This is a genomic window from Mycobacterium colombiense CECT 3035 (assembly GCF_002105755.1).
In the GTDB taxonomy this organism is placed as follows: Bacteria; Actinomycetota; Actinomycetes; order Mycobacteriales; family Mycobacteriaceae; genus Mycobacterium; species Mycobacterium colombiense.
On the sequence record NZ_CP020821.1, the window covers coordinates 3,540,124 to 3,562,179 of the forward strand.

A 22,056-nucleotide genomic window follows, 5' to 3' on the forward strand; every position below is an offset into this window, starting at 1 on the left:
GTTTGATTCGTGCCGAAGAGGGCAATCGGCTAGGACGGGCCAGCCCGGGAAATAGCAAAGATCGATTCGTCAAACGGAGCTCGCCATGAGTACCAACCAGATCGCCTGGATTGTGATCGCCGCGGTAGCGGTCGTCCTGATCGTCGTGCTGATCATCGTGGCCAGGAGGGCCGCGATGCGCCGCCGACAGCGCCAGGCCGCCCAGATCCGTCAAGAGGCCAGTGCGCAGACGGAGCAGGTGGAGCGCCGTGAAGCGCTTGCCGCGGAGACGGCAGCAAAGGCGCGTGCCGCGCAGGCCGAGGCCGAGGCAAAGGCCGCGGAGGCGGCGCGGCTGCAGAGCCGGGCGGGGGCGCACCAAAGCGAGGCCGCGACATCACGCGAAGAAGTCCAAGAGCAATGGGACCGCGCCGACCACATCGACCCGAGGGTTGACACCGACCGCGATGCGGCCGCGGATCAATCCGGCTCCGAGCACGCCCGCAGGGAGGAGCAGCCGACCGGCCCCGACCTGCCCCGGCACGGCAAATCCTCCGACGAGCGCGACACGCGCTGATTCCCGCGTCCGGCCCTGTCGCCCGTCAGAGCCGGCGCGCATCGCGACGGCATTGGCGAGCGATGTGCTGTTCGCGCGCATACATCATGCCAAAGGTAAAGCCGTTCTCTCCCACCGTGGTTCCCGCCGCCAGCCCCATTGCGCGGAGCGCTGCCGCGGCGACGACGGAGTCCTGATGATCACCCAGCGTGCTTTGTATCCGCTTGTAACGCTTGATGGTTCGCTTGGCGCGCTTTCGATTGCCCAAAGAATCGCACAGTTCGGCGGCGTACCGGGCACGCTTGGCCGCTTTGCGCGCGCGGTGCAGCATTGCGGCGTCTTCCGATCCGAGCGCCGCCGCCAACCGCCGGTCCGCCTTGCGCTGTGCGCGGCGCGCCCGCTGTCGCAGCGTTCCGGTCGCCACGGCCCCGGCGACGGGAGGTTCGGCACGCCAGCGGCGTAGCCCGGTCATCATGCTCTGATAGCGCTCCGATTCCATTGTCTCACTTACGTCTTCACGCGCCGGCAGCTCGATGGCCGAAAAATGACTGCCGATCCGTGATCTGACCGGACCCAGGATCAGTTCGTCGGGCATGCCGTCGAGCACCCGGTCGAAGCGGGCGCGCTGGACTTGGCAATCGCGAACATCGCCGAGCAATCCGGCAAACAACTTGAGTTCGGATTCCATACCCTCGATTTCCGATGTGTCCAGCGCTTTGGCGAATACTCGCAGGGTGCTGCGCAGCCGCCGGATGGCCACCCGGGTGTCGTGGATGGTGTCGTCGCCCTCGCCATGGCGCAGTGCGATGTCGCCCGCCGCTGTCCGATCGATTTGCGTATTGAGATAGTCGACCAGCGTCCGGGTGCCCCGGGCCATCCGGACCTGTGACGGCGCCGTCGCGTGCATGCGTCACGCATTCCCGCCCGAGGGCACGCGAAACATCGGGGTCAGCGCCAGATACCTCTAGAACAAGGTGGGACGCCTGGTGCCGGCCGGTGCGAACGAGTCGGGATCGGCTGCGTCCCAATCCGACCGCCAGCTGGCGGGGGCGTGTTCGAGCAGCACGCCGGTCGCCAGCCATTCGTACAGCTCGGCGTACGAGCGTTGCTCGACGGCCGAGACGCGCTTGCGCAGCATGTGGGGGTTCAGCATGGACGGGTCGGAGACACCCATCGACCCCATGATCAGCATGGCCTGGCGGACGGTCGCGCGCTGGTAGCGGTACACCCGTTCGCTTTTGTCCTCGACGTCCAGGGCACGCGCCCGGGCCGGGTCCTGGGTCGCCACCCCGACCGGGCAACGGTTGGTATGGCATCGCTGAGACTGGATGCAGCCTGCCGCCATCATCATCGACCGGGCCGAGTTGGTGTAATCCGCCCCCTGGATGAGGCGTTTGACGATGTCGTTTCCGGTTGCGACCTTGCCGCTCGCGCCGATCCGGATGCGATCGCGCAGGCCCGTCCCCACCAGAGCGTTGTGCACGATCATCAGCCCGTCGGTGAGGGGAAGGCCAACGTGGTCTTCGTATTCCAGCGGCGCGGCGGCGGTACCCCCTTCGGCGCCGTCGACGATGATGAAATCGGGCGTCACCCCCTCCGCGAGCATCGCCTTGCACATGCCCAGCACGTCGGTCCTCGAACCGACGCACAGCTTGAAGCCCACCGGCTTGCCCTCGGCCAACTCGCGCAGCCGCGCCACGAAGCCGATCAGTTCGCGCGGAGTGGCGAACTCCGAATGCGCCGCCGGGCTGACACACTTCTCGCCCATCGGCACGCCGCGGTAGGCGGCGATCTCCCTGCTGACCTTCGCGGCCGGCAGGACGCCTCCGATGCCGGGCTTGGCGCCCTGGCTCAGCTTGATCGAGATGCACTTGACCAGCTCGTGAGCGGCCTTGTCCGCGAACTGAACTGGATCGAACGCGCCGTCCTTGGTCCGGGTCCCGAAGTACCCGGATCCGATCTCCCAGACCACGTCCGCACCGCCGAGGTGGTAGGGCGTCAGCCCACCTTCGCCCGTGTCGTGCGCGAAGCGACCCTTGCGGGCGCCGTTGTTCAGCGCCCGCAGCGCATTACCGGAGAGCGAACCGAAACTCATCGCGGAGACGTTCATCAGCGCGATGTCGTAGGGCTGCTTGCAATCGGGGCCACCGATACGGACCCGATAAGGTTCCGGCGGGGGTTCGACCGGGGCCGTCGAATGGACCAGGTATTCGTAGCCGTCCCAATCGATGTCGCGTTCGGTGCCGTATGACTGCTCGGCCGCCGTCCCCTTGGCGCGCTGGTAGATCAACGAGCGCACGTCGCGGTCGAAGGGCCGGCCGTCAAAGTTGCGCTCGATGAAATACTGCTGGATTTCCGGACGAAGGGCTTCCAGCAGGAACCGCAGATGCCCCAACACCGGGTAGTTGCGCAGGACGGAGTGCCGGCGCTGGATGAGATCGTAAAGGCCTACGGCGGCTGCCGCCGCAACCACCGCCGCGACGATCCACCAACCCCACGATCCCGTGATCGCCAGGAACGCCGATGCCGCCGAAACGGCGACGAGCAACGCCACGCATCCGAATCGAATCAACGACGACCCGCCTTCCCGGGCTGGGGTGACTTAGAGACCTCGTCGTATTACATACCCCGGCTTGCCGGTCGTCAGACGCGGGATACGGCCGGGGCGGCTCAGAGCCAGGTGTCCTGCGTGGTGGTGGTCAGGAACGCTTCCAGGTCGTCGCGCCATTGCGCAGGAGTCGTCTTGTCCGGCTCGATGCCGGTGTACTCGCCGCGATAGAACAGCAGCGGGCGCGGCTTGATCTTCGGGGCCTCCGAAAGCGACTGCACCGCACCGAAAACCACGAAGTGATCGCCCCCGTCGTGCGCGGAAGCCACTGTGCAGTCGATGTAGGCCAGCGACCCGTCGATGATCGGCGAGCCGAGTTCGGAGGGGCGCCAGTCGATCCCGGCGAACTTGTCGGGCTCCTTGGAGCCGAATCGGGCGCAGATGTGCTTCTGCTGCTCGGTCAGCATGTTGACGCAGAACCGGCCGCTCGCCTCGATGGCCTTCCACGACCGGGACACCTTGGTGGGGCAGAACAGCACCAGCGGCGGGTCCAACGACAGCGCCGCGAAGGATTGGCAGGCGAAGCCGACCGGGGCGTCGTCGTGCACGGTGGTGATGATGGTGATCCCGGTGCAGAACTGGCCGAGCACGCTTCGGAACGTGCGCGGGTCGATCGGCGCGGCAGTCATAACCCCGAAGTTACCCCTTGAAGCCGACGCTGAAGTCGTGGCCCCACAGGCTGATCGCGGTGCTCTCCCGGGCGATCCAGTCGTCGTCTTCGACTTGCCTTCCCTCGCAGCCGAACTCGACATCGAATCCGCTGGGGGTCTTCATGTAGAAGGACAGCATCAGATCGTTGACGTGGCGGCCCAGGGTCGCCGACATCGGCACCTTCTTCCGCAGCGCCCGGTCCAGGCACAGCCCGACGTCGTCGGCCTCTTCGACCTCGACCATCAGGTGCACGATGCCGCTCGGGGTCTGCCCGGGCATGAAGGCCAGGCTGTGGTGGCGAGGGTTGCAGCCCAGGAACCGCAGCCAGGCCGGCGGGCCGTCGGCGGGCCGGCCGACCACCTGGGGTGGCAGCCGCATCGAGTCGCGCAGCTTGAAGTCCAGCACATCCCGGTAGAAGTGCAGTGTCTCTTCATCGTCACGGGTGGTCAGCACCACGTGCCCCAGGCCCTGCTCGGCGGTGACGAACTTGTGGCCGTACGGGCTGACCACGCGGCGATGCTCGAGGGCGGCGCCGTGGAAGACCTCCAGGCAGTTGCCGGACGGGTCGGAGAACCTGATCATCTCGTCGACCCGGCGATCGGCCAGTTCGGCGGCGGTGGCCTCCTTGTAGGGCGTGCCCTCGACGTCGAGCCGGTTGCGAATCTCTTGCAGGCCAGCCGCGTTCGCGCACTCCCAGCCCGCCTCGATGAGCCGGTCCTGCTCGCCGGGCACGATCACCAGGCGGGCCGGGAAATCGTCCATCCGCAGGTACAGCGCACCCTCGGTCGCGCCCTTGCCCTCGACCATGCCGAGGACCTTCAGGCCGTACTCGCGCCAGGCCGCCATGTCGGTGGCCTCGATACGCAGGTAACCCAGAGAGCGGATGCTCATCGCGCACCTCCCAGGAAATCGATGGTGAGCTTGTTGAACTCGTCGAACTTCTCCACCTGCGCCCAGTGCCCACATTGCCCGAAGACGTGAAGCTGTGCGCGCGGAATGGTTTTCAGCGCGACCAGCGCCCCGTCCAGTGGGTTGACCCGGTCCTCGCGCCCCCAGATGAGCAGCACCGGCTGACGCAGCCGATGCACCTCGCGCCACATCATGCCGAGCTCGAAATCCGCTCCGGCGAAAGACATTCCCATCGCGCGGGTCGCCGTCAGCGACTCGGGCGTGCTGGCCAGCGCGAAGCGCTGGTCGATCAGTTCGTCGGTGATCAGCTTCTGGTCGTAGACCATCACCCGCAGGAAGGCCTCGAGGTTTTCGCGGGTGGGCTCGGCGGAGAACTTGCCGAGCCGCTTGACGCCCTCGGTCGGGTCGGGCGCGAACAGGTTCACGCTCACCCCGCCCGGCCCCATCAGCACCAGCTTGCCGGCGCGGTCCGGGTAGTCGAGCGCGAAGCGGACCGCGGTGCCGCCGCCCAGCGAATTGCCAACCAGCGGAACGCGTCCCAGACCGAGCTGGTCGAACAGGCCCTTGAGCGCGCGGGCCGCATAGTGGTTGAACTGCCCGTGCTCGGCGCGCTTGTCGGAGTGGCCGTAGCCGGGCTGGTCGACGGCCAGCACATGAAACCGCTGCGCCAGCACCGGGATGTTGCGCGAGAAGTTCGTCCAGCTCGCCGCGCCCGGGCCGCCGCCGTGCAGCAGCACCACCGTCTGGTCGTTGCCCACGCCGGCCTCGTGGTAGTGCAGCTTCAGCGGGCCGTCGACGTCAACCTCGGCGTACCGGGAAGTCGATTCGAAGGTGATCTCTTCGGTTGCCGAGGTCATCAGACCATGGTGTCGCCGGGCGGCAACCCGAACTCGTTGTTCCCGAAAATCTGGTAGGCCCGCTCGGGGTCGTTGGCCGCGTGCACCCGCCCGGCGTGCGCGTCGCGCCAGAATCGTTGCACCGGTTGGTCATTGCCCAGGGCCGTGGCGCCGGAAGCCTCGAACAGCCGGTCGATGGAGGCGATCGCGCGCCCGGTGGCGCGCACCTGGTCGCGACGAGCGCGGGCCCGCAGGTCGAACGGGATCTCCTTGCCGGCCGACAGCAGCGCGTACTCGTCGGCGACGTTGCCGCTCAGCTGGCGCCAGGCCGCGTCGATGTCGCTGGCCGCTTCGGCGATGCGGACCTTGGCGAACGGGTCGTCCTTGGCCTTCTCACCGGCGAACGCGGCGCGCACCCGCTTGCCCTGGTGCTCGACATGCGCGTCGTACGCGCCGTAGGCCATGCCGACGATCGGCGCCGAGATCGTGGTGGGATGCATTGTGCCCCACGGCATCTTGTAGACCGCGGCGGTGTTGTTCTGGTATCCGCCCGCGGTGCCGTCGTTCATCGCCTTGTAGGACAGGAACCGGTGCCGCGGCACGAACACGTCCTTGACGACGACGGTGTTGCTGCCGGTGCCGCGCAGGCCGACGACGTGCCACACGTCGTCGATGCGGTACTCGCTGCGCGGGATCAGGAAGCTGCCGAAGTCGACCGGACGGCCGTCCTTGATCACCGGACCGCCGAGGAAGGCCCACGTGGCGTGGTCACAACCCGACGACCAGTTCCACGAACCGTTGACCAGGTAGCCGCCGTCGGTGACGACGCCGGCGCCCATCGGGGCATACGACGACGAGACCCGGGTCGTGGGGTCCTCGCCCCAGACCTCCTCCTGCGCCTGCTGGTCGAACAGCGCCAGGTGCCAGTTGTGCACGCCGATGATCGAGCTCACCCAGCCGGTGGAACCACACGCGCTGGCCAGCCGCCGCACCGCCTCGTAGAACAGCGTCGGATCGCACTGCAGGCCGCCCCACTGCTCGGGCTGCAACAGGGTGAAGAAGCCCACATCCTGAAGGTCCTGAACGGTCTCGTCGGGCAGCCGCCGCAGGTCCTCCGTCGCCTGAGCGCGGTCGCGAATCTGCGGGAGCAGATCATCGATGCCAGCCAAAACCGACTGCGCATCACGCTGTTGAATGGACGTCACTTAGGTTTGCCTCCTGCGCCAGACTTACTCAGCGGACTTACACCAGAGACTAGAACACGTTCCGATTTGTGTCGAGCAGGGTATTCCTGCGGCTGGTAGCGATACGAATCCGCTTTTCTGTAACATGTTCTAGTTGCCTGTGGCGATCGCAAGAGCGGCGGAGCCGGTCGCAGCGGGTCGACACGTTTTGCCACGAAAGGAAGGGACGGGCCTTGACCGAGGCTGATCCGGACCAAGCACCCGACGAGCCGCTCGGTGACCACGTCCTTGAACTGCAGGTGGCCGAGGTCATCGCCGAGACCGACGATGCGCGGTCCCTGGTGTTCGCGGTACCCGACGACGCGGGCGACCCCGCCATCCCGCCCGAGCGGCTACGGTACGCGCCGGGCCAGTTCCTGACGCTGCGCGTACCCAGCGAGCGCACCGGCTCGGTGGCCCGCTGCTACTCGTTGTGCAGTTCACCGTTCACCGACGACGCGCTCACGGTCACGGTCAAGCGCACGGCGGACGGTTACGCGTCGAACTGGCTGTGCGACCACGCGCACAAGGGCATGCGGATCCACGTGCTGGCCCCGTCCGGCAACTTCGTGCCCAAGACGCTCGGCGACGACTTCCTGCTGATGGCCGCGGGCAGCGGGATCACCCCGATCATGTCGATCTGCAAGTCGGCGCTGGCCGAGGGCGGCGGGCAGGTGACGCTGATCTACGCCAACCGCGACGAGAATTCGGTGATCTTCTCCGACGCGCTGCGCGAGCTGTCCGCCAAGTACCCCGACCGACTCACGGTGCTGCACTGGCTGGAGTCGCTGCAGGGCCTGCCCAGCGTGGCCGCGCTGGCCAAGCTGGCCGCCCCCTACACGGATCGGCCCGTGTACATCTGCGGCCCGGGCGCCTTCATGGACTCGGCGAAAGAAGCGCTGGAAACGCTGAAAGTGCCTGCGCCGCAAATACATATCGAAGTGTTCAAGTCGCTGGACTCGGATCCGTTCGCGGCGGTGAAGATCGAGGACACCGCCGAAGGCGACGAACCGCCGGCGACCGCGGTGGTCGAGCTGGACGGCGAAACCCACACCGTGTCGTGGCCGCGCAACGCCAAGCTGCTCGACGTCCTGCTGGCCAAGGGCTTGGACGCGCCCTTCTCCTGCCGCGAGGGCCACTGCGGCGCGTGCGCATGCACGCTGCGCAAGGGCAACGTGAGTATGGAGGTCAATGACGTGCTCGAGCAGCAGGATCTGGACGAGGGCCTGATCCTGGCCTGTCAATCTCACCCGGAATCTGATTCGGTAGAAGTCACGTACGACGAATAGGCGCGGGGTTAAGTTCACCCTGGGTCAGAGGGAAGGGAACGTCGATGATGCGGCTGGTGTGGGGATTCGCAGGCGTCGCGGTGCTGCCGATGTTCCTGCCCGCCGCGGTGTGCGCGGCGTCGAGCAACACCGCCACCACGCTGTTCCCGCTGGACGGACCGAATCAACTGGAGACGCGCGTCGTCCTCAATTGCTTCAAGGCCGACGGCCACTGCGACTTCACCGCCGGGGCGGACATGCTGACGCCCGGTGGGGTGACCGGCTTCCCGCCCGGACTGTGGGCCCGGCAAACCACCGAGATCCGCTCCTCGAACCGGCTGGCCTACCTCGACGCGCATGCCGACGGCCAGTACGAGCGCGTGATGAAGTCGATGGGTTCCGACGAGATCACCACCATCTACATGGGTGAGGGCCCGCCGGAGAAGTACCAGACCAACGGGCGCATCGACTCCACCGATTGGCAGACGGGCCAGCCCAAGACCGACAACAACGTCATCGCCTGCAGCCACATCCAGGTGGTCTACTCCGGGGTCAACATCACGTCGCCGAGCACCTGCGCGGTGACGACGTTCTCCTGAATTGCGCCGAGCCTGTAACTCCGCAGACAAAGTGCGAGTGAGGGCCTGCGAAGTTACAGGCTCGACGAAAGGGTTACCCGGCTAGCGCGGCAGGCCCAGCAGCCGCTCCGCCGCGACGGTGAGCAGGATCTGCTCGGTGCCGCCGGCGATGGTCAGGCAACGGGTGTTGAGGAAGTCGAACACCGCGCGGTCGCCGTCCGCCCGGCGGTCGACCAGGCCGCCGCCCTCGGAGGAGTCCATGGTGAATTCGGCCAGGGCCTGGCGGTAGCGGACACCGATGAGTTTGCGCACGCTGGACTGCGCCCCCGGGTCTTGGCCGCCGACGGCCAGCTGAGCGATCCGCTGGTCCAGCAGCGCGCCGGTCTGCGCGGTAACGATCAACCGCCCCAACCGATCTTGTGCGGCGGCGTCGAGGTCGAGCTCGGCGAGCAGCTCGAGCAGTTCCTCCATCGGGTTGCCCAGCGCCGTCCCGTTGGCCATCGCGACCCGCTCGTTGGCCAGGGTGGTACGGGCCAGCCGCCAGCCGTCGTTGACCTCCCCGACGACCAATTCGTCGGGAACGAAGACGTTGTCCAGGAACACCTCGTTGAACAACGAGTCACCGGTGATCTCACGCAGCGGACGGATCTCGATGCCCGGGGAGCTCATCTCCACCAGGAAGTAGGTGATGCCTTTATGTTTCGGCGCATCGGGATCCGTGCGGGCCAGGCACACGCCCCACTTCGCCTTGTGCGCGGCCGACGTCCACACCTTCTGCCCAGTCAGGTTCCAGCCGCCCTCGGTGCGGACCGCTTTGGTGCGCAGCGAGGCCAGGTCAGAGCCGGCCCCGGGCTCGGAAAACAGCTGACACCAAAGGAATTCGCCGCGCGTGGTGCCGGGCACGAAGCGCTCGACCTGTTCCGGTGTGCCGTGCTCGAGGATGGTGGGGGCCGCCCACCAGCCGATCACCAGATCAGGCCGGGCCACCCCGGCCGCCGCCAGCTCCTGATCGATCAGCAGCTGCTCGGCCGGGCCCGCGCCGCGCCCATAGGGCGCCGGCCAGTGCGGCGCCTGCAGGCCCGCCTCGGCCAGAGCCGCCTGCCGCTTGTCCTCGGGCAGCTCGGCGATCCGGGCCACCGCGGCGGCGATCTCCGCCCGCTGGTCCTCGACCTCGGTCAGGTCGATCCCCAGCCGGCGCCGCACGCCAGCCTGGGTCAGCGCGGTGATGCGGCGCAACCAGGTCTCGGCCCCGCCCAGGAACCGGCCGATGGCGTGCGCCCGGCGCAGGTACAGGTGCGCGTCGTGCTCCCAGGTGCAGCCGATGCCGCCGAGCACCTGGATGCAGTCCTTGACGTTGGCCTTCACGGCCGCGATGCCGGTGCTCGCGGCGAGGCCCGCGGCGATGGAGAACTGGGATTCGTCGCCCTCGGCCGCGGCGCGCGCGGCGTCGGCGGCGGCCACCTCGGCCTGCTCGGCGCGGCACAGCATCTCGGCGCAGATGTGCTTGATCGCCTGGAAGCTGCCGATCGGCTTGCCGAACTGCTCGCGGACCTTGGCGTAGTCGACGGCGGTCTCCAGCGACCAGCGGGTGATGCCCGCCGCCTCGGCCGCCAGCACCGTCGCGGCCAGCTCCTCGACGCGGGTGCGGGTGTCCGACACCACGGTGGCCGGGGCCGCGCTCAGCACCACCCTGGCCAACGGTCGGGAGAAGTCGCTGGCAGCCAGCGGCTCGATCTGCACACCCTCAGCGCCGGTGTCGATCAGCAGCCACTTCGCGCCGGCCGGCGCCAACAGCACGGCCCCGTCGGCCACACCCAGTGCGAACGGCAGCGTGCCCGACGCCTTCGACGTCGTGCCGTCGAACTCGACGTCGCCTTCCAGCGCCAGCCCGGCGAAGCGTTCCCCGGCGGCGAGGGCGCCCAGCAACTCGGGATCCGAGCCCGCTTCGGAGAGAACCACAGTGGCCAGCGCCGTGGTGGCCACCGGGCCGGGAACCAGCGCTTTCGCCGCCTCCTCCACCATCGCGCACAGGTCTTCGATGCTGCCGCCGGCGCCGCCCAGCTCCTCCGGGATCGCGACACCGAAGATCCCCAGCTCGGCCAGCCGGGAGTACACCGGCCGCCAGGCGTCGGGTTTACCCTGCTCCACGTCGCGGATCGCCGTGGTGCCGCCCGGCCCCGACGTCGAATTGCGGGCCCAGTCGCGCACCAGGGCGCGCGCAGCAAACTGCTCGTCGGTGACGGTCGCTACCACCTGAGAGGACCTCCGCGTCCTTGACTCGACGTGACAAGGGGCCGGGCCCCTGTCCTGATTGTGCGATCTGCCCGCCAGGCGGGTATGTCTCCATCACGTGTTGGCGTGCAACCCGCTCTCTCCGAGACTAGAACGTGTTCTAATAGTGCCAGTGATCGACCGTCAAGTCGAACGCCATCACAGCAGCACAGCGCTTGTCCGCGGCGGTATGGAGGTGGGAAATTCACACGCAGAATGCGTATCGTTTGCAAGCGAACCGCCGGGAACAGGAGCAAACCGTCACATGCCAGCCAACGCAAATCCGGGCCGCGTGTCCGACGCGCAGCCGCGCGAGGTCATAAACGTGGCGGTACTGGCGGAATCAGAATTGGGGTCCGAAGCGCAGCGGGAACGCCGCAAGCGCATCCTGGACGCCACCATGGCGATCGCCTCCAAGGGCGGGTACGAGGCAGTTCAGATGCGGGCGGTGGCCGATCGCGCCGATGTCGCGGTGGGGACGCTGTACCGGTACTTCCCGTCGAAGGTGCACCTGCTGGTGTCGGCCCTGGGCCGCGAGTTCAGCCGCATCGACGCCAAGACGGACCGCTCGGCGATGACCGGTGGCACGCCCTTCCAGCGGCTCAATTTCATGGTGGGCAAGCTCAACCGGGCGATGCAGCGCAATCCCCTGCTGACCGAGGCGATGACGCGCGCCTACGTGTTCGCCGACGCCTCGGCGGCCAGCGAGGTCGACCAGGTCGAGAAGCTCATCGATTCGATGTTCGCGCGCGCGATGGCCGACGGCGAACCGACCGAGGACCAGTACCACATCGCGCGGGTGATCTCGGACGTGTGGCTGTCAAACCTGCTGGCGTGGCTCACCCGGCGGGCCTCGGCCACCGACGTCAGCAAGCGGCTGGACCTGGCGGTGCGGCTGTTGATCGGCGACACCGAACAGGCCTAGTCTCCAACCGGCTACGCCGGCGGGCCGGCGGTGCGGCCCCGGACGAGCTCGGTGTCCAGCAGTTCCACGGTCGGCAGGCCCGGCGTGCCCGTCCGTGGCGGCTTCAGCAACAGCTCCCCGGCCCGACGGCCCTTCTGCAGGCTGGATTGCGACACCGTGGTCAGGCCGCGGTTGATGGCCTCGGGGACGCCGTCGAATCCGGTGACGGTCATCTGGCCGGGCACGTAAATGCCGTGCGCCCGCAGGTAATCCATGGCGGACAGGGCCAGGATGTCCGCGGTGCACATCAGCGCGGTGATCCGCGGGTTGGCTTCCAGGGCCACCTTCGCGGCCGCGCCGCCGGATTCGGGCAGGTGCTCGTAGCTTTCCACCACGGTCAGGGAATCGGGGTCGACGCCGGCGGCCGTCATCGCCTCCCACACGCCGATGATGCGCTCGCGCTGCACGTCGAACGCGGGTGAGCGCAGCCGCTCGGCGTCCACCAGACCCTGGCGCCGGTCCCGGCCCAGCCGCATGGTCAGCAACCCGATCTCGCGGTGCCCCAGGCCCAGCACGTAGTCGGCGAGCTCGCGCATCGCGGCGCGGTCGTCGATGCCCACCCGCGAGACGCCGGCGAGCCCCTTCGGTTGGTCGACCACCACGACCGGCAGCCGGCGCTGCAGCACCACCTGCAGATAGGGATCGTCGTCGCACACCGAATACACCACGAAGCCGTCCACGCCGGCCGAAAGCACCGCGGCCGTCCCGTCTTTGAGGCCGCGGCTGGGCCCGACGGCGACCAGCAGCAGACCCTGGCCCAGCGCCTCGCACGACTGCGCCACCCCGGTGACGAAGTCGCGGGCGGCCGGGTCGCTGAAGAAATAGGTCAGGGGTTCGGCCATCACCAGGCCGACGGCGCCGGCCTTGCGGGTGCGCAGCGATCGGGCCACCGGGTCGGGACCGGCGTATCCGAGCCGCTTGGCCGTCGCGAGCACACGCTCCCGCAGGTCCGGGGAGAGCTGATCGGGCCGATTGAAGGCATTCGAGATCGTCGTGCGCGAAACGTTGAGCTCGTCCGCCAACGACGCCAGAGTCGCACGCCGGCGCGGTGTGGGACTCACGTTCGGTGAGGCTACAGCGGATCGGGCCCCGCGCGTACGAGCTTCCGCTTGCGGCTTTGTAATGGAAACGATTTTCATTAGTATTGTGGATCGGCTGACTCGCCGGCGGGAGGAAATCGGATGTGCGGATGGCACTGACGCGGCAGCGAACGGCGAAGGCCAGGACCGCCGGCGCGACCCGGTGGCTGGCGGCCGCCCTGGTGTTGACCGGCGGTGCGATCCTCACCGCCTGCGGCGGCACCGCCCACTCACGCGCCATCTCCATCGTCGCCTCCACCGATGTGTGGGGCAGCGTCGCGCGCGCCGTCGCGGGTTCCCACGTCACCGTCAAATCCATTCTGAGCGGGGCGGACGTCGACCCGCACTCCTACGAGGTCAGTCCCGCGGACGCCGCCGCGATCGCCGACGCCCCGCTGGTGGTCTTCAACGGCGGCGGATACGACGGCTGGGTCGACGACGTGCTGGCCCGCCACCCCGATGCCAAGCCGGTCGACGCCTACTCGTTCCTGGACGGCGGGCAGCCCCGCAACGAGCACGTCTTCTACGACCTGACGGTCGCGAAGGCGGTCGCGGCCACCATCGCCGACCGCCTCGCGGCGATCGACCCGGGCAACGGCGCCGACTACCGGGCCAACGCCGCCGCGTTCGGCCGCGAGGCCGACTCCATCGCCGGCGTCGAACACGCGATCGCGACCACCCACCCCAACACTTCGGTGATCGCGACCGAACCCGTCGCCTTCTACCTGCTGAAGGCTTCGGGGCTGATCAACCGGACCCCGCCCACCTTCGAGGCGGCCATCGAGAACGAGACCGATCCCGCGCCGGCCGACATGGCGGCGGTCCTGGACCTGGTCAACCGGCGGCAGGTCGCGGCGGTGCTGGTCAACCCGCAGACCTCCACGACGGCGGTCAACGGCCTGCGCGACGCCGCGCGGCACGCGGGTGTGCCGGTCACCGATGTGGCCGAAACGCTGAGCGACGGCACGGATTACCTGACCTGGCAACGCAATACGGTCAACCAGCTGCAGTCCGCGCTGCAGTCGGGCCGGCCCGCGCCGTCATGAGCCTCGAACCGAGCATCGAGAACACCGCGGAGACCGTCTCGCTGCGCGGCGCCCGACTGTCGTTCGGCGACCGCGTGCTGTGGGACCACCTGGACCTGTCGGTGTCGCGCGGCGAATTCATCGCGGTGCTGGGCCCGAACGGCAGCGGCAAGACCTCGCTGCTGAAGGTCCTGCTCGGCCAGCTGGCACTGAGCGCGGGCACCGGGCTGGTGGACGGCAAGCCGATCACCTCGGGCAGCGGACGCATCGGCTATGTGCCCCAACACCATCCGATGGACGCCGACGTGATGCTGCGCGGGCGCGATCTGGTCCGGCTGGGCATCGACGGGCCGCGCTGGGGCGCCATCCCGCTGCGGTCCGCCGATCGGGCCCGCCGGCGCGCGGCCGTGGGTCAGGCGTTGCGCCAGGTCAACGGCGAACATCTGGCCGACGTCCGGGTCGGGATGATGTCGGGCGGCGAGCTGCAGCGGGTGCGCATCGCCCAGGCGCTGGTCAGCGACCCGCTGCTGTTGCTGTGCGACGAGCCGCTGCTGACCCTGGACCCCGCGAACGCCAAGCTGGTGTCGGCGCTGATCGATCGGCGCCGCCAGGACGCCGCGACGACGGTCATCGTCGTCACCCACGAGCTCAACCCGATCCTGCCGTACGTGGACCGGCTGCTGTATCTGGTGGACGGCCGGTTCCAGATCGGCACCGTCGAGCAGGTGATGACCAGCCAGACGCTTTCGGCGCTGTACCAATCCGACATCCAGGTGGTGAAGGTCAAGGACGGCTACGTGGTGGCCGGCGCGCACGACGACGGGCACTGCTGATGGGGAATCGGCTCGCCGGCCTGCTGGACCGTCTGTTCTCCTTCGACATCACGGCCCACCTGCTCCGCCACGACTTCGTGCAGCAGGCGCTGGTGGCCGCCGCCCTGCTGGGACTGGTGGCCGGGCTGATCGGGCCGTTCATCGTGATGCGGCAGATGTCGTTCGCCGTGCACGGTTCCAGCGAATTATCGCTGACCGGAGCCGCTTTCGCGCTGCTGGTCGGCTTCGGCGTGGGCGTGGGCGCGCTGGTCGGCAGCGCCCTGGCCGCGGCGCTGTTCGGCGTGCTCGGGCGGCGCGACCGGGAGCGCGATTCGGTGATCGGCGTGGTGCTGGCCTTCGGGTTGGGCCTGGCGGTGTTGTTCATCCATCTCTACCCGGGCCGCACGTCGACCAGCTTCGCCCTGCTGACCGGCCAGATCGTCGGGGTCGGCTACACCGGACTGACAATGCTGGCGCTGGTCTGCCTGCTCGTCATCGCCGTGCTGGCGACGTGCTACCGGCCGCTGCTGTTCGCCACCGTCGATCCCGACGTCGCCGCGGCCCGCGGTGTGCCGGTGTACGCGCTGGGCATCGTGTTCGCGGCCCTGGTCGGTGTGGTGGCGGCCCAGGCGGTGCAGATCGTCGGCGCGCTGCTGGTGATGTCGTTGCTCATCACGCCGGCGGCCGCGGCGGCCCGTGTGGTCGCCTCGCCGGCGGCGGCGATGGTGACCTCCGTGGTGTTCGCCGAGGTGTCCGCGGTCGGCGGCCTGGTGCTGTCGCTGGCGCCGGGAGTGCCGGTGTCGGTGTTCGTCGCGAGCATCTCGTTCCTGATCTATCTGGTCTGCTGGATGATCGGGCGCCGCCGAGAGTCCGCCGCCTAAGCTGGTTACACACATTGGCCCCACGTCGGAGGCAGTGGTGCGCGGGTGGATCGCAGTCCTGGTGCTTGCGGCGGTGTGCGCGCTGACGGCCGGCTGCACCACCGTCGTCGGCGGCCGCGCGTCGCCCGCGGACACCTCCGGCCCGGTGCCCCGGACCCCGCTGAGCGCCGCGGACCTCGACGGGCTGCTGCTGGACAAGGATCAGATCAACTCCTTGCTCGACGCGGGGATGCGACTGCGCTACGGCGTGCAGGAGATGTGGGACTGGAGCTCGACTTTCAGCGACAAGAGCTGCCTGGCAATGGACGGGCCGGCGCAGGCGGCCGTCTACGCGGACACCGGGTGGACCGCGATGCGCGGCCAGCGCTTCGACGACAACTTCGACGACCCCGCCGTTCGCAACGACTCCGCCATCCAGGCCGTGATCGCCTACCCGTCCGCGCGGAAGGCCAACACGTTCTACGACGCCTCGGTGCGGCGATGGTTCGCCTGCGCCAATCGCAAGTTCTCCGAACGTCCCACGGGCAAGCCCGAAATCGTGTGGGCGGTGGGCGACGCCCACAAGGTCGGGGGCACGCTGAGCACGTCCGAGGTTCAGGACAGCAGCGACGGCTGGACGTGCCAGCGGGCGCTGACCGCGCGCAACAACGTCGTCATCGACGTCGCCACCTGCGGCTCCTTGCTGCCCGGCGGGTCCGCGGTCGACCTGGCCGAGCAGATCGCGGCCAAGGTCAGCAGGCAGTAGCAGCGGCTGCCGAACCTCCTCGCCTAGGCCGGCGCACGGCTCCCCCATAAGCTGGGCGGGTGGCCGGTATCGACCTCAACGCCGACCTGGGCGAGGGCTTCGGCGTCTGGCGCCTCGGTGATGACGACGCCATGCTCGGCATCGTCACCAGCGCCAACGTCGCGTGCGGTTTTCACGCCGGCGACCCCGCGGGTCTGGTGCGGGTGTGCCGGTCGGCGGCCGCGGCCGGGGTCCGCATCGGGGCGCAGGTGAGCTACCGCGACCTGGCCGGGTTCGGCAGGCGGTTCATCGACGTCACCGCCGAGGACCTGATCGCCGACGTGGTGTACCAGATCGGCGCGCTGCAGGCGATCGCGCACGCGGCCGGCTCGTCGGTGTCCTACGTGAAACCGCATGGCGCGCTGTACAACACGATCGTGACCCATCACGAGCAGGCCGCCGCCGTGGCCGAGGCGGTGCGCCTGGTGGACGCGCGGCTACCGGTGCTGGGCATGGCCGGCTCGGTGTTTTTCGACGAAGCCGCCCGCCGCGAGTTACGCACGATCGCAGAGGCTTTCGCAGACCGGGCGTATCGTCCCGACGGCCGGCTGGTGTCCCGCCGTGAGCCGGGCGCGGTGCTGCACGACCCGGCGGCGATCGCCGACCGGGTGGCCGCCATGGTCACCTCGGGCCGGGTCACCGCGATCGACGGCACGCAGATCGCCTTGCAGGCGCAATCCGTTTGCGTGCACGGTGATTCGCCGGGAGCGGTGCGGATCGCCACCGCCGTTCGCGACCGCCTCGCGGCGGCCGGCATCGAGATCGGGGCCTTCTGCTGATGCGGCTGAAACTCGGGCGCCCCGACATCGCGCGGTACGCACACCGGTTCGACGCGCCCGCCGCCGAGCCCGGCGCGCCCTCGGTGACCTGGATGGGCGTGGCGACCCTGCTGATCGACGACGGCTCGTCGGCGTTGCTGACCGACGGCTACTTCTCCCGGCCGAGCCTGGCCAAAATCGCGACCGGCAAGGTCGCGCCCTCGCCGGCGCGCGTCGACGGATGCCTTGCGCGGGCCAAGGTGTCGCGCCTGGCGGCGGTCATCCCCGTGCACACGCACATCGACCACGCGCTGGACTCGGCCCTGGTCGCCGACCGCACCGGCGCGCGGTTGGTCGGCGGGCGGTCCGCGGCCAATGTCGGGCGCGGGTACGGGCTGGCCGAGAACCGGATCGTCGTCGCGGTCAGCGGCGAACCGATTCGGTTGGGCGCCTATGACGTCACCCTGATCGAATCGCACCATTGCCCGCCCGACCGATTTCCCGGCGTCATCGACGAACCGGTGATCCCGCCGGTGAAGGCGTCGGCGTATCGCTGCGGGGAATCCTGGTCGACGCTGGTGCACCACCGATCCACTGGCAGGCGGCTGTTGATCCAGGGCAGTGCCGGCTTCGTCAAGGGCGCCCTGGCCGGCCATCGCGCCGACGCCGTGTACCTGTCCGTCGGGCAACTGGGGCTGCAGCCACGGTCATACCTGGTCGACTATTGGACCGAGACCGTGCGCGCGGTGGGGGCGCGCCGGGTGATCCTGATTCACTGGGACGACTTCTTCCGACCGCTCACAAAGCCGTTGCGCGCCTTGCCCTATGCGGGAGACGACTTAGACTTTTCCGTCCAGATCCTCGACGAGCTCGCCGCCAACGACGGTGTCGCGCTGCACCTGCCGACGGTGTGGCAACGCGAAAACCCCTGGGCCTGAAGCGGTCCCGGTCGCCGTTTCCGGCATCGCGATCAGGTAGAGGGCGAAGCCGAGCGCGGCGATCGCACCCAGCGACATAAAAGCCACGCTGTAGCCCGCGGCGACCACGATCCCGCCTGCGACGAAATTCGAGAGCGATGCGCCGATGCCCCACGCGCTGGTGATCGCCCCCAGGCTGACGTTGAACCGGCCCGTGCCGTGCGTGACATCCTGGACGACCAGCGGGAACAAGGCCCCGAATATGCCTGCCCCGACTCCATCGAGCAACTGCACACCGACCAGCCAGTAGGAATTGTCCGACAGCGGGTACAGGAATGCGCGAACCGTCAAGACGGCGAATCCCACCAAGAAGATCGGCTTTCGTCCCCAGCTGTCGGTTTTGGCGCCGACGAGGTAGGCCACCGGCACCATCACCACCTGCGCCGCGACGATGCACGCCGACATGAGCGCCGTCCCGACCTCCTTGTTGTGCAGGGCCAGCTTCTGACCGACCAGCGGCAGCATGGCCGCGTTGGCGAGGTGGAACGCAAAGACCACCACGGCGAAGATCATCAATCGCCGGTTGTGCAACAGCACCCCGAAACCGGACGGCCCCCGGTGTTGTCCTGACGTTGCCTTGTCCATGCCACGCGCTACGTCGTCGTCAATCGCGTCGCCCGGAACACGCAGCGTCGCAACGACACTGAGCACCGCCATGACGGCCAGCAGCCAGAACACCACCACCGGCCCAAAATAGTAGGCCAGCCCGCCGGCGACGACGGCGGCCGACGCGGTGCCGGCGTGCCTGAACGATTCGTTGCGCCCCACCCGCCGGGAAAACAGCCGCGGCCCCACGATGCCGAGCGTGATCGCGGCCAGCGCGGGGCTGAAGATGGAGCCGGCGATCCCGGTGACGGCCTGCAGGAATGCGATCGTATAGAAGCCTGGCAGCAGCGGCATCGCCAACGCGGCGACGGCCACCCCGACGGCCCCGGTAATGACCAGCGCCCGCTTCGCGGTCGTCTTGTCGACCAATGCGCCGACGGGTGTCTGCACGATGACGCCGGCGATACCGCCGAGGGCCATGACGAATCCGATCGAGGCCTGATCCCAATGATGGGTCACCAGAAGGTATATCGACAGGAACGGCCCCAAGCCATCGCGAACGTCGGCCAGCGAGAACGCCATCAGGTCAAGCGCGTGCGCCGTTCGCCGCCGGAGCGTCACCGCATTATCTGGCTGCGTCATCCAATCCGCTCTTTCCGACGGTTGGCAGGATCGCCATACGCTAACCGATCCGCACGGGGTTCGGCGCGCGACGTTGACGCCGCCGCACGGGATCGGCCGCCGACCGGTAACATCCGATCCGCAATCGCGGTTGGCGTCATCGCATTCACCGATAGGAGCACCGCCCCTATGGCCCTGACGCGTCGCCGACGATCTCCGGCAGCGAACTGAGCGATGGCCCTGACGCTTGCGCTGTTGCTGCTTGCCGTGGTTCTGGCGTTCGCCGTCGCGCGGCCCGGCGGTTGGCCCGAGGCGCTGGCGGCGGTCCCGGCAGCCCTGATCCTGGTCGCGGTTGGCGCGATCTCGGTTCACCAGGCGGCCAAACAGATCGCCGACCTGTCCGGGGTGGTGGCGTTCCTGGGTGCGGTGCTGGTGCTGGCCAAGCTGTGCGACGACGAGGGCCTGTTCGAGGCCGCCGGCGCGGCGATCACGCGGGGGCGGGTCGGGTCGGGCGGCCTGCTGCGTCGGGTGTTCGTCATCTCCTCGGTGATCACCGCGGTGCTGAGCCTGGACGCCGCCGTGGTGTTGCTGACCCCGGTGGTGCTGGCCGCCGTGCGCCGACAGCGCACCCGGGTGCGGCCGTACGCCTACGCCACAGCGCATCTGGCCAACGGCGCCTCGCTGTTGCTGCCGGTGTCGAACCTGACCAACCTGCTGGCCTTTCACACCGCCAACATCTCGTTCACGAAGTTCACGCTGGTGATGGCGGCTCCGTGGGTGGGCGCGGTGGTGGTCCTCTATTTGATCTTCCGGTGGTTCTTCGCCAAGGACCTGCGGGTGCAGCCGGACCCGGAGCAGCTGAGCGAGCCGCCGCGCCCGCCGGTGTTCGTGCTGGTGGTCGTCGCGCTGACGCTGGCCGGGTTCGCGGTCGCGCAGTCCGTGGGGATCGCGCCGGCCTGGGTGGCGCTGTGCGGCGCCGTGGTTTTGGCGGTGCGCAGCCTGCGCCACCGGCACACCTCGGTGGCCGACATCGTGCGCTCGGTGAACGTGTCGTTTCTGGTGTTCGTCCTGGCGCTGGGCGTCGTGGTGCAGGCGGTCATGCTCAACGGGATGGACCGGGCGATGTCGGCGGTGCTGCCATCGGGTTCGGGCCTGGCGGCGTTGCTCGCCATCGCCGCGATAGCCGCGGTGCTGGCCAACGTCGTCAACAACCTGCCCGCGACGCTGGTGCTGCTGCCGCTGGTTGCGCCGAGTGGGCCGGTGGCGGTTTTGGCCGTGCTGATCGGGGTGAACATCGGGCCCAACCTGACCTACGTCGGCTCGCTGTCCAACCTGTTGTGGCGGCGCGTGTTACGCCAGCACGACGTCGACGCCGGCGTCGGCGAGTACACCCGCCTCGGCGTGTGCACGGTGCCGGCCTCGCTGGTGGTCGCGGTGCTGGCGCTGTGGGGCTCGGCGCGGCTGCTCGGCCTCTAGCGCACGGGCGAACACGGCAGGGGCCCGACCGGATGATCGATGCCAGCTCCTCGCGCCCTGGCAGGCCCGGTACACGTGGCCCTCCACGGTGCGCACCGACATCACCGGCTTCTGGGCGATCTCGCGATTGGACAGGCCGGCGTTCGACGTCGGCGCGCTGCCGGCCGGACAACTTCAGTCCCGTCGGGGTGTGCAACGCCGGGGTGTGCAGGCCACCGCGCTAGTAGGCCAGTTCCCTGGCCACCGAGGCCCGCGAGAACGGCGACCTGGCCGGCAGCGTCGCCCGCTAGCCCCGCCGGTAGGCCGGCGGCAGCGGCATCGCCAGTTCGGCGAGCACGCCGCGCAGCAGCGTCGGATAGTCGGTGATCAGGCCGTCGACCCCGTATCCGATCTGCTGACGCATGGCGGCGGCGTCATTCACCGTCCACGGAATCACCTTGAGCCCCAACGCATGTGCTCTGTCGACGTACGCCTGACCGGTGACCATTTGATAATCCGGTGAGACGATGCCGGCGCCCACGATTCGCGCGCCGATCAGCGGATCGCCGATGAGCGTGGGGTTTTCGCCGGCCAGCCACGGCGAGTCCGGCGCCCAGGTGTGGCCGTCGTAGAGGGCCACCAACGGAATCGCCGGATCGGCGCGCCGCACCAGCGGCAGGGTGCGCCAGTCGAAGCTCTGAATCTGTACCCGGTCGGCCTTGCCCGCGGAGGTGACCGCGGCCAGGATCACGTCGACGAACTCCTGCGGCTCCGCCGACGCGCCGGGCCGGTCGGCCTCCACCTTGGTTTCGATGTTGTATCGGATCCCGTCGGCGCGGTAGGAGTCGGCGAGCGCGAATACCTGAGGCAGGGTCGCTATCTTGTTGCCCCGCACCACCTCCGCGTGGGGATACGCATCGAGCGGGCGGCCGCAGTCCAGCGTGTCGACCTGCGCCAGGGTGAGCTCGTGCACGAGCTTGCCGACGTAGGGGAACTGCGGGTCACCGGCGAACGCGGGCGCGGTGTCGGCGCACTTCTCCGCCCGGATCGTCGGGTCATGCCACACCAGCGGTTGTCCGTCCTTGGTCAGGACGACGTCGAGTTCCAGTGTGCTGACGCCTAATTCGAGCGCCTTGGCGAACGCGCGCAGGGACTCCTCGGTGGTCTCGCCCCGCCCCCCGCGGTGCGCCTGCAGGTCGAAGTCGGCCACCTGGGCCCGGGCGGCGCCAGTCGGGTACAGCGCGACGGCCAGCAGCACCAGCAGCGCGGCAAGGAGGC

21 protein-coding genes are annotated in these 22,056 nt (G+C 68.8%); 11 read left to right on the top strand and 10 right to left on the bottom strand.

Annotation, left to right across the window (positions count from 1 at the left end):
- Positions 1 to 85: 85 nt before the first annotated feature.
- Positions 86 to 553: a hypothetical protein gene (locus B9D87_RS16460; RefSeq protein WP_007772398.1), complete on the top strand. Its 468-nt coding sequence runs from the start codon at positions 86 to 88 to the stop codon at positions 551 to 553.
- Positions 554 to 578: 25 nt separating this feature from the next.
- On the opposite strand, the gene B9D87_RS16465 is transcribed toward B9D87_RS16460, so the two are convergent.
- From B9D87_RS16465 to hsaA, 6 genes are all read right to left on the bottom strand, one after another.
- Entirely contained in the window at positions 579 to 1,439 is an 861-nt protein-coding gene (locus tag B9D87_RS16465; protein ID WP_007772395.1) for a CHAD domain-containing protein, read from the bottom strand.
- A 57-nt stretch (positions 1,440 to 1,496) separates the two neighbouring features.
- Entirely contained in the window at positions 1,497 to 3,104 is a 1,608-nt protein-coding gene (locus B9D87_RS16470; protein WP_040630643.1) for an FMN-binding glutamate synthase family protein, read from the bottom strand.
- 98 nt (positions 3,105 to 3,202) lie between these two features.
- Positions 3,203 to 3,769: a 3-hydroxy-9,10-secoandrosta-1,3,5(10)-triene-9,17-dione monooxygenase reductase subunit gene (gene hsaB / locus B9D87_RS16475; protein ID WP_007772390.1), complete on the bottom strand. Its 567-nt coding sequence runs from the start codon at positions 3,767 to 3,769 to the stop codon at positions 3,203 to 3,205.
- Positions 3,770 to 3,779: 10 nt separating this feature from the next.
- Entirely contained in the window at positions 3,780 to 4,682 is a 903-nt protein-coding gene (hsaC, locus tag B9D87_RS16480; protein ID WP_007772389.1) for an iron-dependent extradiol dioxygenase HsaC, read from the bottom strand.
- The gene (hsaD, locus tag B9D87_RS16485; protein WP_007772388.1) at positions 4,679 to 5,557 is read right to left on the bottom strand and encodes a 4,5:9,10-diseco-3-hydroxy-5,9,17-trioxoandrosta-1(10),2-diene-4-oate hydrolase; all 879 of its coding nucleotides are present in this window, start codon (positions 5,555 to 5,557) and stop codon (positions 4,679 to 4,681) included. Before hsaD ends, hsaC begins: the two co-directional genes overlap by 4 nt.
- Positions 5,557 to 6,741, bottom strand: a complete 1,185-nt coding sequence (hsaA, locus tag B9D87_RS16490; protein WP_007772387.1) for a 3-hydroxy-9,10-secoandrosta-1,3,5(10)-triene-9,17-dione monooxygenase oxygenase subunit — start codon at positions 6,739 to 6,741, stop codon at positions 5,557 to 5,559. The genes hsaD and hsaA overlap by 1 nt, the downstream gene beginning before the upstream one ends.
- 212 nt (positions 6,742 to 6,953) lie before the next feature.
- Here hsaA and B9D87_RS16495 point away from each other — a divergent pair, with 212 nt between their 5' ends.
- Both B9D87_RS16495 and B9D87_RS16500 read left to right on the top strand, forming a co-directional pair.
- A complete protein-coding gene (locus B9D87_RS16495) occupies positions 6,954 to 8,048 on the top strand; it encodes a ferredoxin--NADP reductase (protein WP_007772386.1) in 1,095 nt (364 codons plus the stop codon).
- Between the two features lie 44 nt (positions 8,049 to 8,092).
- Positions 8,093 to 8,626, top strand: a complete 534-nt coding sequence (locus B9D87_RS16500) for a hypothetical protein (protein WP_007772385.1) — start codon at positions 8,093 to 8,095, stop codon at positions 8,624 to 8,626.
- An 81-nt stretch (positions 8,627 to 8,707) separates the two neighbouring features.
- Here B9D87_RS16500 and B9D87_RS16505 read toward each other — a convergent pair whose 3' ends face one another.
- Complete coding sequence (locus B9D87_RS16505; protein ID WP_007772384.1) at positions 8,708 to 10,858, bottom strand: acyl-CoA dehydrogenase family protein; 2,151 nt, start codon at positions 10,856 to 10,858, stop codon at positions 8,708 to 8,710.
- Positions 10,859 to 11,201: 343 nt separating this feature from the next.
- Here B9D87_RS16505 and kstR point away from each other — a divergent pair, with 343 nt between their 5' ends.
- The gene (kstR, locus tag B9D87_RS16510) at positions 11,202 to 11,801 is read left to right on the top strand and encodes a cholesterol catabolism transcriptional regulator KstR (protein ID WP_007772383.1); all 600 of its coding nucleotides are present in this window, start codon (positions 11,202 to 11,204) and stop codon (positions 11,799 to 11,801) included.
- A gap of 11 nt (positions 11,802 to 11,812) precedes the next feature.
- Here kstR and B9D87_RS16515 read toward each other — a convergent pair whose 3' ends face one another.
- Positions 11,813 to 12,901, bottom strand: coding sequence for an Rv3575c family transcriptional regulator (locus B9D87_RS16515; RefSeq protein WP_007772381.1), 1,089 nt, complete (start codon positions 12,899 to 12,901; stop codon positions 11,813 to 11,815).
- A gap of 128 nt (positions 12,902 to 13,029) precedes the next feature.
- Here B9D87_RS16515 and B9D87_RS16520 point away from each other — a divergent pair, with 128 nt between their 5' ends.
- The 6 genes from B9D87_RS16520 to B9D87_RS16545 are packed head-to-tail and all read left to right on the top strand — an operon-like array spanning position 13,030 to position 18,117.
- Positions 13,030 to 13,965, top strand: a complete 936-nt coding sequence (locus B9D87_RS16520) for a metal ABC transporter solute-binding protein, Zn/Mn family (RefSeq protein ID WP_007772380.1) — start codon at positions 13,030 to 13,032, stop codon at positions 13,963 to 13,965.
- Positions 13,962 to 14,777, top strand: a complete 816-nt coding sequence (locus B9D87_RS16525) for a metal ABC transporter ATP-binding protein (protein WP_007772378.1) — start codon at positions 13,962 to 13,964, stop codon at positions 14,775 to 14,777. The genes B9D87_RS16520 and B9D87_RS16525 overlap by 4 nt, the downstream gene beginning before the upstream one ends.
- Entirely contained in the window at positions 14,777 to 15,637 is an 861-nt protein-coding gene (locus B9D87_RS16530; RefSeq protein WP_007772376.1) for a metal ABC transporter permease, read from the top strand. Before B9D87_RS16525 ends, B9D87_RS16530 begins: the two co-directional genes overlap by 1 nt.
- 34 nt (positions 15,638 to 15,671) lie before the next feature.
- A complete protein-coding gene (locus B9D87_RS16535; protein ID WP_007772374.1) occupies positions 15,672 to 16,382 on the top strand; it encodes a sensor domain-containing protein in 711 nt (236 codons plus the stop codon).
- A 59-nt stretch (positions 16,383 to 16,441) separates the two neighbouring features.
- The gene (locus B9D87_RS16540; RefSeq protein WP_007772370.1) at positions 16,442 to 17,200 is read left to right on the top strand and encodes a LamB/YcsF family protein; all 759 of its coding nucleotides are present in this window, start codon (positions 16,442 to 16,444) and stop codon (positions 17,198 to 17,200) included.
- Complete coding sequence (locus B9D87_RS16545; protein ID WP_007772369.1) at positions 17,200 to 18,117, top strand: MBL fold metallo-hydrolase; 918 nt, start codon at positions 17,200 to 17,202, stop codon at positions 18,115 to 18,117. Before B9D87_RS16540 ends, B9D87_RS16545 begins: the two co-directional genes overlap by 1 nt.
- On the opposite strand, the gene B9D87_RS16550 is transcribed toward B9D87_RS16545, so the two are convergent.
- Complete coding sequence (locus tag B9D87_RS16550) at positions 18,019 to 19,344, bottom strand: MFS transporter (RefSeq protein ID WP_052002526.1); 1,326 nt, start codon at positions 19,342 to 19,344, stop codon at positions 18,019 to 18,021. The genes B9D87_RS16545 and B9D87_RS16550 overlap by 99 nt on opposite strands.
- Positions 19,345 to 19,557: 213 nt before the next feature.
- Between B9D87_RS16550 and B9D87_RS16555 the strand changes: the two genes are divergently transcribed.
- A complete protein-coding gene (locus tag B9D87_RS16555) occupies positions 19,558 to 20,799 on the top strand; it encodes an SLC13 family permease (RefSeq protein WP_007772366.1) in 1,242 nt (413 codons plus the stop codon).
- Between the two features lie 286 nt (positions 20,800 to 21,085).
- Here B9D87_RS16555 and B9D87_RS16560 read toward each other — a convergent pair whose 3' ends face one another.
- Positions 21,086 to 22,039, bottom strand: a complete 954-nt coding sequence (locus tag B9D87_RS16560; RefSeq protein WP_052002534.1) for a glycerophosphodiester phosphodiesterase — start codon at positions 22,037 to 22,039, stop codon at positions 21,086 to 21,088.
- Between the last annotated feature and the right edge of the window lie 17 nt (positions 22,040 to 22,056).

Bases quoted from the DNA above. Each gene is read 5' to 3' on its own strand.
- B9D87_RS16460 (WP_007772398.1), top strand. From the start codon at position 86: ATGAGTACCAACCAGATCGCCTGGATTGTGATCGCCGCGGTAGCGGTC.
- B9D87_RS16465 (WP_007772395.1), bottom strand. From the start codon at position 1,439: ATGCACGCGACGGCGCCGTCACAGGTCCGGATGGCCCGGGGCACCCGG.
- hsaB (WP_007772390.1), bottom strand. From the start codon at position 3,769: ATGACTGCCGCGCCGATCGACCCGCGCACGTTCCGAAGCGTGCTCGGC.
- hsaC (WP_007772389.1), bottom strand. From the start codon at position 4,682: ATGAGCATCCGCTCTCTGGGTTACCTGCGTATCGAGGCCACCGACATG.
- hsaD (WP_007772388.1), bottom strand. From the start codon at position 5,557: ATGACCTCGGCAACCGAAGAGATCACCTTCGAATCGACTTCCCGGTAC.
- B9D87_RS16500 (WP_007772385.1), top strand. From the start codon at position 8,093: ATGATGCGGCTGGTGTGGGGATTCGCAGGCGTCGCGGTGCTGCCGATG.
- B9D87_RS16520 (WP_007772380.1), top strand. From the start codon at position 13,030: ATGGCACTGACGCGGCAGCGAACGGCGAAGGCCAGGACCGCCGGCGCG.
- B9D87_RS16525 (WP_007772378.1), top strand. From the start codon at position 13,962: ATGAGCCTCGAACCGAGCATCGAGAACACCGCGGAGACCGTCTCGCTG.
- B9D87_RS16530 (WP_007772376.1), top strand. From the start codon at position 14,777: ATGGGGAATCGGCTCGCCGGCCTGCTGGACCGTCTGTTCTCCTTCGAC.
- B9D87_RS16545 (WP_007772369.1), top strand. From the start codon at position 17,200: ATGCGGCTGAAACTCGGGCGCCCCGACATCGCGCGGTACGCACACCGG.
- B9D87_RS16550 (WP_052002526.1), bottom strand. From the start codon at position 19,344: ATGACGCAGCCAGATAATGCGGTGACGCTCCGGCGGCGAACGGCGCAC.
- B9D87_RS16555 (WP_007772366.1), top strand. From the start codon at position 19,558: ATGGCCCTGACGCTTGCGCTGTTGCTGCTTGCCGTGGTTCTGGCGTTC.